This is a genomic window from Arthrobacter glycogeni, assembly GCF_054510815.1.
Genome location: NZ_JBTNDV010000003.1, coordinates 112,266 through 127,753, shown reverse-complemented (window position 1 = coordinate 127,753; position 15,488 = coordinate 112,266). Strand labels below are relative to the sequence as shown.

Annotated in this window: 15 protein-coding genes, 1 tRNA gene and 1 other RNA gene; 8 read left to right on the top strand and 9 right to left on the bottom strand. The window is 64.9% G+C overall.

Features of this window, described 5'->3' with window-relative positions:
* Window positions 1-7 precede the first annotated feature (7 nt).
* Complete coding sequence (locus tag ACX80G_RS04420; protein WP_459305900.1) at window positions 8-982, bottom strand: 3-methyladenine DNA glycosylase; 975 nt, start codon at window positions 980-982, stop codon at window positions 8-10.
* Window positions 983-1,092: 110 nt separating this feature from the next.
* On the opposite strand from ACX80G_RS04420, the gene ACX80G_RS04415 reads away from it, so the two are divergent.
* Window positions 1,093-1,299, top strand: coding sequence for a hypothetical protein (locus ACX80G_RS04415; RefSeq protein WP_459305898.1), 207 nt, complete (start codon window positions 1,093-1,095; stop codon window positions 1,297-1,299).
* Between the two features lie 242 nt (window positions 1,300-1,541).
* On the top strand, window positions 1,542-1,823 hold the full coding sequence (locus tag ACX80G_RS04410; RefSeq protein ID WP_459305896.1) for a hypothetical protein: 282 nt from the start codon (window positions 1,542-1,544) through the stop codon (window positions 1,821-1,823).
* On the opposite strand, the gene ACX80G_RS04405 is transcribed toward ACX80G_RS04410, so the two are convergent.
* The gene (locus ACX80G_RS04405) at window positions 1,820-3,112 is read right to left on the bottom strand and encodes an aspartate kinase (protein ID WP_459305894.1); all 1,293 of its coding nucleotides are present in this window, start codon (window positions 3,110-3,112) and stop codon (window positions 1,820-1,822) included. The genes ACX80G_RS04410 and ACX80G_RS04405 overlap by 4 nt on opposite strands.
* Before the next feature lie 163 nt (window positions 3,113-3,275).
* Here ACX80G_RS04405 and ACX80G_RS04400 point away from each other — a divergent pair, with 163 nt between their 5' ends.
* Window positions 3,276-4,208: an ABC transporter ATP-binding protein gene (locus ACX80G_RS04400; RefSeq protein ID WP_459305892.1), complete on the top strand. Its 933-nt coding sequence runs from the start codon at window positions 3,276-3,278 to the stop codon at window positions 4,206-4,208.
* Window positions 4,205-5,341, top strand: coding sequence for an ABC transporter permease (locus tag ACX80G_RS04395; RefSeq protein WP_459305890.1), 1,137 nt, complete (start codon window positions 4,205-4,207; stop codon window positions 5,339-5,341). Before ACX80G_RS04400 ends, ACX80G_RS04395 begins: the two co-directional genes overlap by 4 nt.
* A gap of 132 nt (window positions 5,342-5,473) precedes the next feature.
* On the opposite strand, the gene recR is transcribed toward ACX80G_RS04395, so the two are convergent.
* The 4 genes from recR to ffs all read right to left on the bottom strand — a co-directional run bounded on the left by recR (window position 5,474) and on the right by ffs (window position 10,070).
* Window positions 5,474-6,070, bottom strand: coding sequence for a recombination mediator RecR (gene recR, locus ACX80G_RS04390; RefSeq protein WP_459305888.1), 597 nt, complete (start codon window positions 6,068-6,070; stop codon window positions 5,474-5,476).
* Window positions 6,071-6,109: 39 nt separating this feature from the next.
* Complete coding sequence (locus ACX80G_RS04385) at window positions 6,110-8,950, bottom strand: DNA polymerase III subunit gamma and tau (protein WP_459306218.1); 2,841 nt, start codon at window positions 8,948-8,950, stop codon at window positions 6,110-6,112.
* Between the two features lie 95 nt (window positions 8,951-9,045).
* Window positions 9,046-9,939: a tRNA glutamyl-Q(34) synthetase GluQRS gene (gene gluQRS / locus ACX80G_RS04380; RefSeq protein ID WP_459305886.1), complete on the bottom strand. Its 894-nt coding sequence runs from the start codon at window positions 9,937-9,939 to the stop codon at window positions 9,046-9,048.
* Window positions 9,940-9,974: 35 nt separating this feature from the next.
* Window positions 9,975-10,070: signal recognition particle sRNA small type (gene ffs / locus ACX80G_RS04375), an RNA gene on the bottom strand.
* Between the two features lie 191 nt (window positions 10,071-10,261).
* Here ffs and ACX80G_RS04370 point away from each other — a divergent pair.
* A tRNA-Ser gene (locus ACX80G_RS04370) sits at window positions 10,262-10,346 on the top strand.
* 131 nt (window positions 10,347-10,477) lie between these two features.
* On the opposite strand, the gene ACX80G_RS04365 is transcribed toward ACX80G_RS04370, so the two are convergent.
* On the bottom strand, window positions 10,478-11,398 hold the full coding sequence (locus ACX80G_RS04365; RefSeq protein WP_459305884.1) for an oxygenase MpaB family protein: 921 nt from the start codon (window positions 11,396-11,398) through the stop codon (window positions 10,478-10,480).
* Window positions 11,399-11,473: 75 nt separating this feature from the next.
* On the opposite strand from ACX80G_RS04365, the gene ACX80G_RS04360 reads away from it, so the two are divergent.
* Window positions 11,474-11,974, top strand: coding sequence for a glutathione peroxidase (locus ACX80G_RS04360; RefSeq protein ID WP_459305882.1), 501 nt, complete (start codon window positions 11,474-11,476; stop codon window positions 11,972-11,974).
* On the opposite strand, the gene ACX80G_RS04355 is transcribed toward ACX80G_RS04360, so the two are convergent.
* Window positions 11,971-12,858: a hypothetical protein gene (locus tag ACX80G_RS04355; protein ID WP_459305880.1), complete on the bottom strand. Its 888-nt coding sequence runs from the start codon at window positions 12,856-12,858 to the stop codon at window positions 11,971-11,973. The genes ACX80G_RS04360 and ACX80G_RS04355 overlap by 4 nt on opposite strands.
* A 99-nt stretch (window positions 12,859-12,957) precedes the next feature.
* Here ACX80G_RS04355 and ACX80G_RS04350 point away from each other — a divergent pair, with 99 nt between their 5' ends.
* Window positions 12,958-13,623 (top strand): hypothetical protein, encoded by a 666-nt coding sequence (locus tag ACX80G_RS04350; protein WP_459305878.1) that lies wholly within the window; start codon window positions 12,958-12,960, stop codon window positions 13,621-13,623.
* Complete coding sequence (locus ACX80G_RS04345; RefSeq protein ID WP_459305876.1) at window positions 13,616-15,058, top strand: multicopper oxidase domain-containing protein; 1,443 nt, start codon at window positions 13,616-13,618, stop codon at window positions 15,056-15,058. The genes ACX80G_RS04350 and ACX80G_RS04345 overlap by 8 nt, the downstream gene beginning before the upstream one ends.
* Here the strand turns inward: ACX80G_RS04345 and ACX80G_RS04340 are convergent.
* Window positions 15,039-15,452 carry a hypothetical protein gene (locus tag ACX80G_RS04340; RefSeq protein ID WP_459305874.1) on the bottom strand — a complete coding sequence of 138 codons (414 nt, stop codon included), beginning with the start codon at window positions 15,450-15,452 and terminating at the stop codon, window positions 15,039-15,041. The genes ACX80G_RS04345 and ACX80G_RS04340 overlap by 20 nt on opposite strands.
* Window positions 15,453-15,488 lie beyond the last annotated feature (36 nt).

Sequence of the window (15,488 nt, the reverse complement as noted above, 5' to 3'; positions counted from 1 at the left end):
ACGGTCACTAGATTAACGCTGGCCCACTCTCCGTCAGTTCCACGTCATCCAAAGCGGTACTCAATCGTTGCCGAAGTTGCTGGGACTCCTCGGAGAACCCACGTTGCAGACGGGCGTACTCGGCGCGGCCTCCGGGGGTTTCGATGCGGATCGGGTCATAGCCCCAGGCTCCGAGGTCATAGGGCGAGGCCCGCATGTCCATCGCCCGGATCCGCCACGCCAGGTCAAAGCAGTCCATCACCAGGTCGCTGGAGAGCAAGGGGGCGAGCTTGTACGCCCACTTGTACAGGTCCATGTTGGCATGTAGGCACCCGGGTTGTTCGAGGTCGCGCTGCGTTTCCCGGGTGGGCTGCAGCGCGTTCAGGGGTACCGCCTGAGGGGTGTAGAACCGGAAGGCGTCGAAGTGGGTGCAACTGATCTTGCTGTCTTCGACCAGTTGGTCGGTTCCCTCAGCCCCGAGCCGGAGTTTGAGGTACTCATGGCGCACTCCATTGACCTGCGACCGGTACGCCATCGCCCACTCGTGCAGGCCGAAACAGCCCAGCTGAGCCCGCCGGGCCTGCGTGCGGCGGACAATGATTGCGGCGAAGTGCAGTGCCTCCGCCCGGTCGCGGCGGAACCCGTCGACGTCGGCGGTGACGGCGTCGACGTCGTTCTCCAGCGCCAACTCCGTCCGCTCGGCTATTGTGAGCGTCCGGTAGTGCTTCCAGGTGGTCCGTTCGGTGGCTTCCGAGCCGGTGAGCACGACGCCGGCTCCCGGGTGCCAGCGCGACAGCTGGCCCGGTTTCATCGTGTAGTAGGTGAACAGGAAGTCCTCGACGGGGTGCTTCAACCCGGCGGAACGCCGTTCCAGGTAGGGACGCGCGAAGGGCTCGACCCGCGCTTGGTGGAACGCGGCGGCGGCGAGCCACTGCTCCGGTCGCAGCACGGTCAGGGCACCAGGCCAGGCCGACGTCGTCGCACTGATCGATAGGCTGCTCACCCTTCCAGTGTCTCACCGCGATTACCACCGGTCGAAGCCGTGGACCGGTCAGGCAGGGAGGATGATGGAGGGAGGAAACGTTGATCGACCGGCAGTCCGGAAGGAACACCATGGCGAGGAAGCCCAGTTTTGTGCAGCGGTTCATGAAGGCCACGGGTCGGGCTCGCGCAGTGTTCGGGCCGGCCCAGAGCAGCTCACTGGATCACCCCATGACCCGGGAAAACGAGGCGCTGCTCAAGGACCGTGAAGCCGACGCCGCGCAGTGGGAAACGGTGAAGCGCCCGGACGGCAGCACCTACATTGTGCCCAGGAACTAGCCGACCCGCTGACCACCTCGAACCAGCACGCGACAGTGAGAATGGATATCACGAAGAAGATCGACTCCTGCAGCGCGGGCCCCGGTGGAATCGATGGTGCTACCAGAGACCATTCTCCGCCAGCCGGTCGCCTGAACAGGCTGGACGAGTTGCCGACTAAGTTCACTTTAAGAGGCGCCTTTTCCGTCCCGCGGCGGTAAAATTGGCCGCAAGCGTATCGCGCGAAGAAGAAGGCGGTTCGAATGAGAAATCCCACCAGGGGGTCGCCACGGAAGTGGCTAAAGAACCCTGCCAGAGTGTTCCTGGGCCCGGCAGAGCGGAGTGATCCCACCCTCCCCGTCGTACACCGGGACGACGAGTTTGAGAAGGCGTCGAAGACCGATCTCGACGGCTTCGAGGTGGAGGAGGATTCGACGGGGCACCACTACGCAGTACGGAAGGAGCACCCGCCGACCCGGGCGCCGGAGGCACCGATGAAGTACGACGACTGGTCAGGCAAAAAGGCTCTGCATACCGAAGATTAGCGACCGGTGCCAGCGTGCACGGTGGCCACCGTTTCACCGTCCAGGTCGAATGCCGCGTGGACGGCCTGGACGGCTCGGTCCAACAGTTCCGCATCGGTCACCACCGAGATCCGGATTTCGGACGTCGAGATCATGTCGATATTCACCCCGGCGTCGGAGAGGGCCTTGAAGAACCGGTAGGACACCCCGGGGTTCGACCGCATTCCCGCGCCGATCAGGGACAGCTTACCGATCTTCTCGTTGTAGTCGACGCTCTCGTAGCCCACCCGGTCCTGGGCGGCTTTCAGAGCGGCCAGCGCTTCGGAGCCTTCAACGATCGGCAACGTGAAAGATATGTCGGTCCGCCCGGATCCATGCGTGGAAACGTTCTGCACAATCATGTCGATGTTGGAGTGCGCTCCAGCAACAATCCCGAAGATTTCTGCGGCCTTGCCGGGAATGTCGGGTACTCCCACCACGGTGACCTTCGCTTCCGAACGGTCATGGGCGACGCCCGAGATGATGGGTTGTTCCATGGGATCTCCCTCTTGAATTTTGATGTGGTCATCGGGGCTGGGCAGTACCCAGGTACCCTCCCGCTCGCTGAACGAAGAGCGAACGTGCAGGCGGACGCCGAACCGTCGGGCGTACTCGACGCTGCGCAGATGCAGGATCTTCGCGCCCGACGCCGCCATCTCAAGCATTTCCTCACTGGAGATCTCGTCGATCTTCCGGGCGCTCGGTACCACTCGCGGGTCAGCGCTGTAGATGCCGTCGACGTCGGTATAGATCTCGCACACATCCGCATCTAACGCGGCGGCCAACGCCACCGCAGTGGTATCAGACCCGCCCCGACCCAGCGTGGTGATGTCGTTACTCTCGCGGCTCATCCCCTGGAAGCCAGCGACGATTGCGACGTCGCCGCGGTCAATAGCGGTTTTGATCCGGTGCGGCGACACGGAAATGATGCGAGCGCGGCCGTGAATGGCGTCGGTGATCATGCCAGCCTGGCTGCCGGTGAAGGACTGTGCCGAGGCGCCAAGCCCCTGGATCCCCATGGCGAGCAGCGCCATCGAAATGCGCTCGCCAGCGCTCAAAAGCATGTCCATCTCACGGGGGTTGGCGACGACGTCGTTGGACACCTGTGCGGCAAGATCAAGCAGCTCGTCGGTGCTGTCGCCCATCGCCGACACGACGACAACTACCTGGTGGCCGGAGCGCTGAGTCTGCACGATCCGCTGCGCGACGCGCTTGATCCCGGCGGCGTCCCCAACTGAGGAGCCACCAAACTTCTGGACGATCAAGCTCATGCGCACGCTCGCTGACGGAAAGGTGGGTGATGCTGTGCGACATCGTTGGCGCTGCGGTTGACGGTCCAAGTTTAGCCCTGCGGGATTTGCGTCAGCCAATTATGCGTCCGATTGTTCCGCCCAAGATCCCCTGAACGTGACGCAAGTCGCATAGTGTTCAACTATGAACAACGAGTATGGGGGAATCGTTGCCAGGGGGATTGCAAGGAGTTTCGGCTCCGTTGCGGCCATCAGGCACATCGACTTTGCGGCGCCGCCTGGGGAGGTGACAGCGCTGATTGGGCCCAACGGCTCGGGTAAGACCACTCTGCTGCTGATCCTCGCCTCGCTGCTGGCGCCCGACAGTGGGACGCTCACCGTGGGCGGTGTGGACCCGATGCAGGACGCAGTCGCAGTCCGGCGCAGGGTCGGGTGGATGCCGGACACTTTGGGGGTCTGGGAATCGCTCACCGCCACCGAGATCCTCACCACCATGGGTTCGCTCTATGGGATGCCGGTCGACCAGCGCCGCGACCGCGCTGCAGGGTTGCTTGCGGCCGTCCGGCTTGAGGAGTTCGCCGATAAACCCGCGCGGGTTTTGTCCCGCGGGCAGCAGCAGCGGCTGAGCCTGGCCCGCGCACTGATCCACGACCCGACCGTGCTCCTCCTGGATGAGCCGGCGTCCGGACTAGACCCCGGGTCCCGGGTGGAACTTCGCGCCACACTCCGCTCCCTGGCGGACCAGGGGAAGACCATTGTGGTGTCCAGTCATGTACTCTCCGAACTCGACGAGATCGCCGACCGGGCCGTGTTCATCAACAGGGGTGAGTCGGTCAAGAATCAGACCCTCGACGAAGCCGGCACCCAGATCCGCCGCTACTACATCCAGGCAGATCCTCTGCAGCCGCTGGCCGACGCGCTGGCCAGTCACGGCGTCGAGTTCGAGGTGCGTGGGGATTCCCGTCGCACCGAGTATCAGGTGCTGGTCAGCAGCACCGACCAGGCGGCGTGGCTTCTGCGCACCCTGGTCCTGGCTGACGTCGCCATCACCGCCTTCGCGCCTGCCGGCGGCGCCCTCGAAGAAACCTATATGAGCCTCGATACGGACAGACAATGAGTATCTCTACCACCGAACAGCCTGGTTCCACCGGTGCCGCCTCCGACCTGGTCTTGACCTATTGGGGTGGGGTGAAAGCAGTCTTCGGCCTGGAAATGCGGCAGCGGCTCCGAGCCAAGGCCTGGTACATCATGCTGGTCGTCTGGTTCTTCGTCATCGGCCTGGTGTTCCTGCTGGCGTCAGTGACGACGGCGTCGGCCTTCGGAACCGGGGCCATCCTGTTCGACCTGGTGGTGGGCTTCGTTTTGTTCTTTGGGCTTCTCGTCGCGCCGGGGCTCTCCGCCAACGCGGTCAACGGCGACCGCGCCGCCGGCACTCTTGCCATTTTGCAGATCACCCTGCTGACTCCCGGTCAGATCCTGTGGGGCAAATGGTTTGCCTCGTGGGTGGCGTCGCTGGCCTTTCTGCTGGTCAGCACACCGTCCATCTTCTGGGCGCTTGCGTTGGGAGGGGTGAATCCCGCCGAGGCGTTTGTCTCACTACTGATGCTCAGCATCGAGTTGGGCTTGGTGTCGGCGATCGGCATCGGAATTTCGGCTCTGGCCAACCGACCTCTGTTCTCCATTGTGACCACCTACATGGTGGTGGCCCTGCTGGGCATTGGGACTCTGATCACGTTCGGGCTGAGCTACGCACTGGTCGAAGAGGACAACGTGGAGGTGTCCTACTCGTTCGTGGACTATCCGCCCGGCACTGACTTCCCGACGGAGATTCCAGCGTCGGTGGAGATGGAATGTGTCACCCAGACCGAGATTCAGACCGTGCACCACACGGAGCGGACGGCGTGGCTGCTGGCCGCCAACCCGTTTGTCATCGTGGCCGACTCGGTTCCCTATTCCCGCGGTGGTGACTTTGGGCAGGTGGCGACGCCGATGAGCCCCGATGCGTCTGTCCAGCCTGGCGTGATGGAGGGCATCAGCCAGGGAGTCCGTTTCCTCCAGGCTGGCCCCGACTACGAGACGACCTGCGAGGAAGCGCAAGGTTTTGGACGGGACCTGCCCGAGGGTGGGTTCCCGATGTGGCCCCTGGGTTTGGTGCTGCAGTCGGCGCTGGCCGGGACCCTGCTGTGGCTTGGACGCCGCAAACTCGCGACCCCCGTCCGGCGGTTGGCGCAGGGGACGCGGATCGCCTGACCCGGGTGAGCAAAGTGGACCGGACGGGTCAACCTGGAGATCGGTGAGCGGAATGTTGCCCACCGATCTCCAGGTTGACCACCGGATCGGCGTTCGTGGGCCAGCGACCATCGGTTGGCTGCCCGGGACCGGCTAGGAAACGGTGCGGCGCCCCTCGAAGGCGCGACCGAGGGTCACTTCGTCAGCATATTCGAGGTCGCCTCCCACCGGCAGGCCGGAGGCCAGGCGGGTCACCTTGATCCCGATAGTTTTGAGCATTCGCGCCAGGTAGGTGGCGGTCGCCTCGCCCTCAAGGTTGGGGTCGGTGGCGATGATAATCTCTTCGATCTGATCGTCAGAGAGCCTGCTGAGGAGTTCGCGGATCCGGAGCTGATCAGGACCGATGCCCGCGATAGGGTTGATGGCGCCGCCAAGCACATGGTAGCGGCCTCTGAAGGATCGGGTGCGCTCGACGGCGATGACGTCCTTTGACTCTTCCACCACGCAGATCGCTGTCGGATCGCGGCGCGGATCGCGGCAGATTCCGCAGGTTTCCTGCTCGGCAACGTTGCCGCACACCGCGCAGAACTTGACCCGTTCCTTCACCGTGACGATGGCGTTGACGAGACGCTTAATGTCCTCACCGTCGCCCTCGAGAATGTAGAAGGCAAGCCGTTGAGCCGATTTCGGCCCGACCCCCGGAAGCCGGCCCAGTTCGTCGATGAGCTCCTGGACTGCGCCTTCGTACACTGGACCTTCTTCTGGTTGCTGAATTCATGCGTCGGAGCGCTACTGGCTGTCGACGCCGCGTTCCTCGATGAGTTTTCCGTTCAGGATGCGTTCGATGGCTGAGCGTCCAACCAGCCCTGACTCCTCGATGGTTTCATCATCGGCGCTAGGCTCGTCCTCGACGTAGACCAAGTCTACGGCGCCTTTCCTCGGATTAGCCGCTTCCTCCTCAAGCCGCTTCCGCTCTGCTTCGTCGAGGAGACGCTGGTACCGGCTGAGCGGCTTCGCTGGTGGGGTGGCGACCGCGGGTGGAGGAGAGGGCTGTTCGGGCGCGGGGTCCCGTGGAGGTTGCTGGTGCTGTGGGCTCGCCGTTTCTGCCGTCGGACGTTCCTGGGTCCCTTCCCGGGCTGGTGCCCCGGCCTGCACCGGTGCCGTGCCCTGTTGCGGGTCGGACAGCGAGGGACGGCGGGTGGACAATGTCTGTTCGGCCGGGCTTGTGGGTTGAGGCGTTTGCCAGGCATCGCTTTCTGGACCCAGATCGTATTCGTCGGAGGGCGGCTCGACCGAAGCCCACGAATCGTCTGGCTCCGAGACTGCTACCTTGCTTCGCTGCGCCCGACTCGCGGGAGCAGTTGGTGCGGCGGGGGATTGCCGGGGGTGGTCGCTCTGGTCTGCGCCGGTGCTTGGGCCGGTATTCCAGCGGGCTGGCGTTGCCCCGCTTGGCTGTTCAGCCGCGCGAGAGGGGGTGGCTGTGGCCGCACCGGGTGGCGGGGAAATCGCTGGCGCAGAGGGTGACGACGGCGCAGAGGTTGTCGAGGAGGGGGTGGATGATGCTGCCGGTGCGGCGTTTAACGGTGCTGGCTGCGAAGGTGGCTGGTCCGTCGGGGCGACTTCCGCGGGGGTGCCTGCGGACGGTGCGGCCTCCGTCGGGGTGCCTGCGGACGGTGTGGGATCGGAGGACGCAGCCGCAGCCGCAGCCGCGGTTGCAGCCGCAGGTGCAGGTTGGCGAGGGCCGGTAAGCGCCTCGCGCGAAGGCGTCATGGCCGGGAGTGCCTGGCTGCGCTGTCGTGTTTCGGGCGTCGAGCTGCTGGGAGGCTCCGTCGGCGCCTGCCGACTAGTGGGTACTTTTGGGTTTGGCTCACCCGCTGACGCTGCTCCGTCGTGGAGAACTTCGATGGTGACGTTCAAGGCAAGGATCGCGTGGATCGCCTGCTTCACATTGTCGATGTGGGTGCCGCGTTGGAACGCGATGGCGTTCCCCTGCGTCGCGAAGGCGAGCACCAACTGGTTTCCGTTCATGGTCCGCGGTTTGGCGTCGGGATTGACGTTGAGCCAGGTGGTCCGTTTGATCCGGGCCAGTTCGTCCATAATCTCCGGCCACGCGCGGCGGATCATCTCCACCGGCGGAGCGCCGGACACGGCCGGAGCCGATGCTGGTTCCTGTTGGGAAGATTCCGGTTCGGCGGGAGGTGAAGTGGCAGGAGCCCGAGCTGGTGTAGTCGAGCTTTCCAGCGCCGAGGAGCCCGGCTCTGACGCGGTCGGAGCTGGTGTAGCGGACGCCCCGTCGTCCGGCGCTGAGGCACCCGGGGTTGGTGTTGACCCAGGCGGCGAGTTCTCCGCCGGGGCGGTTTCATCCGGCCACGCCGAATCGCTGGATGTCGCCTTCTCCGGCGTAGGTCTCGCGGTGGGCGGCGTTGTCTGGGGGCCACCTGGTGTGCTGGCGACAGGAGCGGGCTCCTGCGCCAGGGCGGCCGGTCCGGCGGGCTGGTCGGCAACGGTTGCGGATCCGGCGTATTGCAGCCGGCGCTCAATCCTGTCGACGCGTGCCAGGGTTCCCCGTTCGGTTTCGTCGGCGGCCGGCAACAGAATGCGGGCGCACAGTAGTTCGAGGTGCAGGCGGGGGGAGGTGGCGCCAGTCATTTCGGTCAGGGCCGTATTGGTGATGTCAGCCGCACGGGATAGCTCGCCGCGTCCCAGCTGGTTCGCCTGGGCGCGCATGCGGTTCAACTGGTCATCGGGGGTGCCGCGAAGAATCGCCGCGGCACTGTCCGGGACGGCATTGACGATGATGAGGTCACGGAACCGCTCCAGCAGATCCTCAACGAATCTGCGGGGGTCATGGCCTGTCTGGATCACCCGGTCGACGGCGCTGAACACCGTGCCGGCGTCGCCCGCTGCGAAGGCGTCGACGACGTCGTCGAGCAGTGATGCGTGCGTGTACCCGAGGAGGGACACGGCTAGCTCGTAGTCGAGCCCATCAGGCCCTGCCCCTGCCATGAGCTGGTCGAGCACCGAGAGGGAATCACGCACCGAGCCGCCGCCGGCCCGGATCACGAGGGACAGCACACCGGGCGCCACCGGGATGCCCTCCTGGTGGCAGAGAAGATCAAGATAGGCCATCAACGGCTCGGGCGGGACCAGCCGGAACGGGTAGTGGTGGGTGCGGGACCGGATGGTGCCGATCACCTTGTCCGGTTCGGTGGTGGCGAAGATGAACTTGATGTGTTCGGGTGGCTCTTCAACGATCTTCAGGAGCGCGTTGAAACCCGCCGACGTGACCATGTGGGCCTCATCGATGATGAAAATTTTGTACCGGTCGCGGACGGGTGCGAAGGTGGCGCGTTCCCTCAGGTCCCGGGCGTCGTCGACGCCGCCATGGCTCGCAGCGTCAATTTCAATCACGTCGAGGCTGCCCGACCCACCGCGGGCCAGTTCTACACAGCTGTCGCAGACGCCGCAGGGAACCGGCGTGGGGCCCTGGGCACAGTTCAGGCAGCGCGCGAGGATGCGCGCCGATGTCGTCTTGCCGCAGCCGCGAGGCCCGGAGAACAGGTAGGCGTGGTTGACTCGGCCCTTCTCAATGGCAGCCATGAGGGGCTCAGTGACGTGCTCCTGGCCGATGACATCCGCGAATGCTTCGGGACGATATCGGCGGTAAAGGGCTGTGCTCACAGAAGAACCCTATCGGTTGGCGGTGACGTAGTGCAGCGGTGGCATCAGGACAGGCTGCCGGGCTCGACAGTCCAGGCTTCGCGCGGCAACCGTGCGGGATCAAAGGCCCCCAGCGCTTCTGCCAGCGTACCCGCCGGGAGCCCTGCCGAGCGAAGAATCAGGTCCCTCACCCGGTCACTGCTCCACCCTTTTTCGGCGAGGGATTCCAGGGTGACGGCGCCGTCCCGTTTGGCGAGCCGCTGCCCCACCGGGTTTAAGGCCAGGGGAACGTGCGCGTACTGAGGCGGGGTGATTCCCAGGAGGGTGGCGAGATAAGCCTGCCGTGGCGCGGAGCTGAGGAGGTCATCCCCGCGGACCACCTGGTCCACCCTCTGGGCGTCGTCGTCGACCACTACGGCCAGGTTGTAGGCGGGCACTCCGTCGCTGCGGACAATGACAAAGTCATCCACCGGGCCGGTGTACACGCCGTGCAGGTGATCCTGGACAGTCCAGGTGGTGACCCCCGACCGCAGCCGGAGCGCCGGCGGACGTTCAGGTTGCGGGGGGACCGTTGACGGTGTGAGGTTGCGGCAGGTGCCCGGGTAGGAGCCGGGTAGGCTGTGCGGCGCTGTTGCGGCTTCGGCGATGTCCCGGCGGGTGCAGAAGCACTCGTACAGGAGGCCGGCATGCCGCAAGGACTCGACGGCGTCCTGGTACAGGGTAAGGCGCTCGCTTTGGCGAACCGGCGTCGCATCCCAATCGAGCCCGATGGCGACCAGCTCGGCAAGCTGCGCGTCCTCGGCTCCGGCCCGGGCGCGGTCCAGATCCTCGATCCGCAGGAGAAACGTCCGTGCGGTGCTGCGTGCGAAGAGCCAGGCGAGAATTGCGGTACGGAGATTTCCCAAATGCAGCTCCCCGGATGGGCTGGGTGCAAAGCGTCCGGCGCCAGGGCTGTTCATCGGTGCTCCTGAAGCGTCAGGGAATGTCCAGGGAATGAGAAGACCCCCCATGCACCTGCCAGAGCCCGCTTACCCTTGCTACCTTCCGGTCCTGGGGGAGTTCACAGGGTGACACCACATGAGGGGCCGGAGAAGAGTCTACAGGAATCCGGCGGTCGGCTTCGAACCAGGTCGTCGGCCGGTCCGAGGGCTCAATTGCTGGCCGGGGATCGGTTGGCGGTGCATCGGGTGACCATTGCTCCCGGCGGTGTGGGGCAGGGTCGCCCGACTGCGATTCGTTAGATCGTTGCCCGTTGGGTAGTCTGGTATCTGCTCCAAACTAGGAGGATTCGCCTAGCGGCCTATGGCGCACGCCTGGAACGCGTGTTGGGTTAACGCCCTCGGGGGTTCAAATCCCCCATCCTCCGCGCAATAAGAAGCGGCTCTGACCCGGCAATACGCCGGTCAGGGCCGCTTTTTTCTTTATCGTCCGCCGAACTTCCCAGTGATCGGCAAAGATCGGTGGGACTATCTAGACAGTCCCACCGACCGAGCTCGATCACTGGGATCCTGTGCTGGCGTCCCCGCGCAGTCGGGCGAGCCGACGGAGCGCAGCAGCCTCGCTGGGACCCTCTGGCCCCAGACCCAGCCGGACGATGAGCATTACCACCCGGGTGGCAGAGCGCACCGGCAGCGGGATGGGCCCCAGCGACGGGACGCGCAACCCGAGCAGTTCACGGTGTCGGGGTTCCAGAGTGGCCACCGCCCCGGCGAACAGCACCTGGTACCCCAGCCGCTGTGACGCAGGTAGCGGCGGGCGTTTGATGTACCGGAGGGCTTCGGTGACCTGCGGGCCGCACACCAGTTCGTCGTCGAACGCTGCCAGTTGGGCGGCGAGCTCCGCTGCGGATTCGGGCGGATCGGTGACCCCCATGAGCCGCCCGGCCTGCGCCCACTCATTGACGTAGTTGTCGGCGCCGCCGGGTATTTTGGGCCCGTACGCAAGATGTGAGGCGAGGAACGCGTCGGTGAAAGCCAGATGCACCCAACGCAGCAAATCGGGGGAGGCCGCCGAGTAGGGCTGCGTGGCGCCCTGGCTGTCCGTATACGTCCCCGAGACCCGCTGGTGCAGCCGCTGCACCCAGGCAGAGCCGCCCTTGGCCGCCTCGGCGGACCCATAGGTGACGGTGAAGATCCACTGGATGGTGCCCGCCAGGCGCCCGAGGGGGTCTTCGCGGTAGCGCGAGAAGTCGTGGACACCCGCCATCGCCCCCGGGTGCAGGGCCTGCAGGAGGAGCGCGCGGATCCCGCCGACCAGGGGGGTCATGGACCCGTGGACTGCCCAGGCCGCTGACGACGGCGGGAAGTAGCCGACGTCGTCGCCCTCGTCTAGTTTCTCCGCCCAGGCCGGAGGGACCTCCGCGTTGCCGGTGAAGGTTTTGCGGAGCTGTGTTCGCCAGGTGCTGATGAGGGAGGCCACCCTCTCATTATTACTCAGGCCCATCCGTGGGCTGCTACCGTACGAATGCTAAGCAGTCACCTACCGGGAGCAACCATGCCACCAACGAATTTGCACTCTATTCCTCTGACCATGAACGACGGCACCGAGAAATCGTTCGGGGACTTCAAAGGCAAAACGGTGATGGTGGTGAATGTTGCGTCGAAGTGCGGGTACACCCCGCAGTATGGCGGGCTGGAGAACCTATACCAAAAGTATCGCGATCAGGGATTCGTGGTGGTTGGTGTGCCCTGCAACCAGTTCATGAGCCAGGAGCCCGGCACCGATGAGGACATTCAGTCGTTCTGCTCCGCCACCTACGATGTGACGTTCCCCCTGACCAAGAAGGCCGACGTGCGCGGCAAGAACCAGCACCCGCTCTACTCGGAGTTGACCAAATTCAAGAACGGGATCTTGCCCGGACTGGTGAAGTGGAACTTCGAGAAGTTCCTGATCAACGATCAGGGCTCAGTGGTGGCGCGCTTCGCCCCGACCGTCGAACCCGAGTCGGACGAGGTTGTCGCGGCCATCGAGGACGCCATCGGCAAGGCGGCCTAGCTGCTAGGTCGCCCCCGACCGTCATCCAGCGACAGGACGCAGGCGGCGAGAAAAGCAGCCCCGGCGTCGTCGTTGGTCAGAACACCCTCGGTGAGCACCGGGTACGGGGTCGCCGGGACGCCGTCCGCGGGCCGGACGTCGACATGAGCGACGTCGTACCCGTGCGCATGCAGGTAATCAGCCATTGCGTAGTCGGTGCGTGAATCCCCAACGGTCCGCCAGCGGGACGGAATGGTGCTGAGCAGTGCTAAGGCCCGCTCGGCACCAAGGTCCTTGCCCAGGCGGACCGACTCGATGTCGGTGGAGATGATGGTCGGGTCGATCCTGAAGTCGATATTGTCGTCGCTGTCCGGGGCATGGTGGGCCAACCGGCACACTCCCATCCCGAAGGAACGCATCAGGGCCAGCGCATCGGCGTCGAATCCGGCCTGCTCCGCCAGATAGTCGGTGTTATCAACGTCGATGTGCTGTTCCACCGAGACCATCGCGTACTTGGTTTCGTCAAAAAACATGTGGGCCGAGTATTTCTCCGCCACGAGGTCGCGAATCCCCGCCCCGAACTCCTTCGGCAGCGCGAGCGACTGATCGACGTGCAGTTCCCCGGCCCCTGAGCGGTCAAAGCTGAACCAGACTCCGCCTTTCTCGCAAATGGCGTGGAACACCACCCCCTCCGGAATCCCTGCTGCGAGCATCGGGTCCATGACCTCACTGCGGATAAACGAATCGGACCGTCCGGTGTTGAAGATGACCGGCCACCCCGCGGCGGCGAGCGTCAGGAGGTCGTCGATGATTTCCTTCCGGACGGTCCGCGACACGGGGCTCGCAACCGGCCCGTCGACGTCCAGCAGAAGGCCCGTACTCAGATGGGTATCGGTCTCGGGCATAGGTCAATTCTCCATGGTTTCTACAAGGTGTCGAAATCAGAATTAGTGAATGACACGCAACAGCCATTTAGATCCCCACCGAATGAGCGGACAGGGCCGATGACCATACTAATGGGCGACGTCGAGCGGGCTACGGTCGACGTCGCTAAAGCGGTTGACGTAAACATCACATCCGACGACCGGACCGGCCTGACGCGCCGCGTCTTTGGTGTACTGGTCGGTGTCACGGTGGCTGGCACGGCAGCAGCGGGCGGCCTGCTGGCAGCCGCTACCTCTGCCAGCCCGCCCGGAGTGAAAACTTCCTTCGGCACCGTCCGGCTGACCGAGGCCGAGCGGCAGCTGAGATTCCTGCCAGCGAACGGTCCGGGCGGCTCCGACGCACAGAAACTGCCCGGGATCACCCACGGTGGTCACAGTGCGGTCGGCAGCACGGCTCAACCAGCCAACAGCACCTGGGGGGAACACCTTGCCCTTCGACTGGAGGTCCGCAACGACTCCGACCAGCCCGTACTCTTCGCCCCGGGCCAGCTGCGCCTGCAGATCGGTGCGGACGGACCTACCGTGACGAACCGGGACGCTGAAGCGCTCACCGGCCCGCTCCCGGCCGACTCGACAACCTCCCTGTGGATCAACTTCCTGGTACCCGCCGATGCGACGAGACTCTCCGCCGAGTTCACCGACCCGTGGGGTGGCAGCCCTCCGCTGGCCCTGGAGTTGCCGCCGGTGCTCAACCGGCCAGGCTCGCTGGCGGTGGATCATGACTGACAACCAGGGAATCGCGAAGAATGGCGTCGATATCGCCGGAGAACCCACCGATCTGGAGGTGACAGGCCAGCTGGGCCGTTGGGACTTCCTCCGGTACGGGGCCGCCGCCGGCGTGGGCGCGGCAGCCCTCCTTAACGCGCAGCCCGCCCAGGCCGCACGGGTTAACAGAGTGGCGACGACGCGGCCCGTCGCCGTCAGCCCGATCCCCGGCGTGCTCGACCTCTACATCAATGAGGGTTACCTCAAAATGGTCGATGACTCGTTGGTGTACCACCGCGGATTTGGAGACCGTCCAACTGATGTTGACGATTTCCGCCCCAGCCTTGCCATTGCCCCGAAGGTGTTCACTGCAGCTGGTCAACTGGTGGAAAGTCGGAGCTATCCTCTGGGAGCGCCACTTCCCCCGCATGGAACGCCCCAGCCCTTCGGGCCGGACCCCGCCAATCCGGGGCAGTACTTTATCCGTCGAAACTACTGGGCGAGCTATTACCCGCAGCGGACCATCATCGCGGAAGTGGGGGCCCGGATCCGGATCCGGGTTCACAACCGGTTGTCCAAACAGCATCAATTCACTTTGCACGGGGCAGGCCCGGGCGGCAGCGACGTGGGCACCGGGACAATTCAACCCGGGGGAAGCGCGCTACTGGAACTCGATACGCCAGCACCCGGGACGTATATCTACGCGGACCCGACCAACGCCCCGGTCGAGCGGGTGTTGGGTTTGTTCGGCGTGCTGCTGGTGATCGATCCGGAGCATCGGTGGGCCATCGGGGAGGACATGGCGTCGTTCGAACGCCAGTGGCTCTGGATCTGTCACGACGTCGACTCGGTCTGGGCCGGGATTGAGGCCTCCGGCGGAACTGTTGACCCACGCCGGACCAAGGCGGTACCGCGATACTTCCTCCTCAACGGACGCAGCGGCTACGAATCCCTGGGAATCACCACCGACGACGACCTGAATCTCGCCACCGAGGAAGAGACGCTGATCTCGGGCTATCCCCGGCAGCTGGACGTCCGGCAGTTCGGCGAGGGCACCGAGCTGGGGACGCTACGCGGAGGGCAACTGGTACGCATGGTCAATCCCGGCATCGTATTCCACCAGATGCATTTCCACGGCAACCACCTGTGGACTGTAGGACGCAATAACTACAACTGGCCGCGCAGCGACGGTTTCGTGGACCCCGACGGGCATGTGGTGGTTCAACAGTGGGAGGACGTCATTGAACTTGAACCCATGGACCGCAAGGACTGCATCATCCCGATCAAACGGCCACCAGACGCCGTCAACCAGGTCTGGGCAGCGCGGACTACAGACTGGGAGTATCCCATGCACTGCCACGCTGAACCATCGCAGACGGCTGCCGGCGGGTTGTACCCTGGCGGGCTGGTTGCACACTGGACTCTGAAAGCACCGATCACAGGAGCGGCATTGTGAGCAACGTCAAGGTACCCGCAGGCACAGAGCGCCGGTTCCCCTGGTTTAGGCGCACCGAGCCGACCCCGAAGCCGAGCGCCAAGTCCACGCTTTCACCCACGCCGAAGCCGACGTCGAGTGCCAAACCGGCGCCCAAGCCGATACCCAAGGCCAGTGCCAAACCCACCCCCAAGCCGACGTCGAGCGCCAAACCGGCGCCCAAGCCGACACCCAAGGCCAGCGCCAAACCCACCCCCAAGCCGACGTCGAAGCCAACGTCGAGCACCAAACCGGCGCCCAAGCCGACGACACCGAAGCCGACGCCGACCGCCACACGGACGGCGACACCCAAGCCGACGCCGAGTGCGACGGCGACAACCCCGGCTCCACCGCCGTCGCCCACCCCGTCGCCCACTCCGGTTCCACCGCCGTCGCCCACCCCGTCGCCCGC